Below are 217 nucleotides of genomic sequence, written 5' to 3'. Positions count from 1 at the left end.
GCCTGGCTATCCCAGGCGCGCCTGAAGGGCCGCCTGCGCGCCTGGGATAGCCAGGCCGTGCCGGCGTGGGGTGGGGTGCCGGCCGAGCGCTGCGTGCAACTGGGTTATTTCTGCCTGCAATTGCCTGCCATGCAGGCGAACCCGGGCGAGGTGGTGCCGTCCCGTGAGGCCGATCTCGCCGATATCCGTCCGTTCCGCCAGTTCAACCGTCTGCGCC

At 70.0% G+C, this 217-nt stretch carries 1 protein-coding gene; it reads left to right on the top strand.

Going from position 1 to position 217, the window contains the following annotated elements; all coding sequences use genetic code 11:
- The coding region (locus G5A07_RS22010; protein WP_223107890.1) for a hypothetical protein at positions 1-217 on the top strand (217 nt) is incomplete at both ends.

The organism is Stenotrophomonas sp. AS012628, from assembly GCF_010608305.1.
Taxonomy (GTDB): Bacteria; Pseudomonadota; Gammaproteobacteria; order Xanthomonadales; family Xanthomonadaceae; genus Stenotrophomonas; species Stenotrophomonas geniculata.
This window is presented reverse-complemented; position numbering and strand designations above follow the sequence as displayed.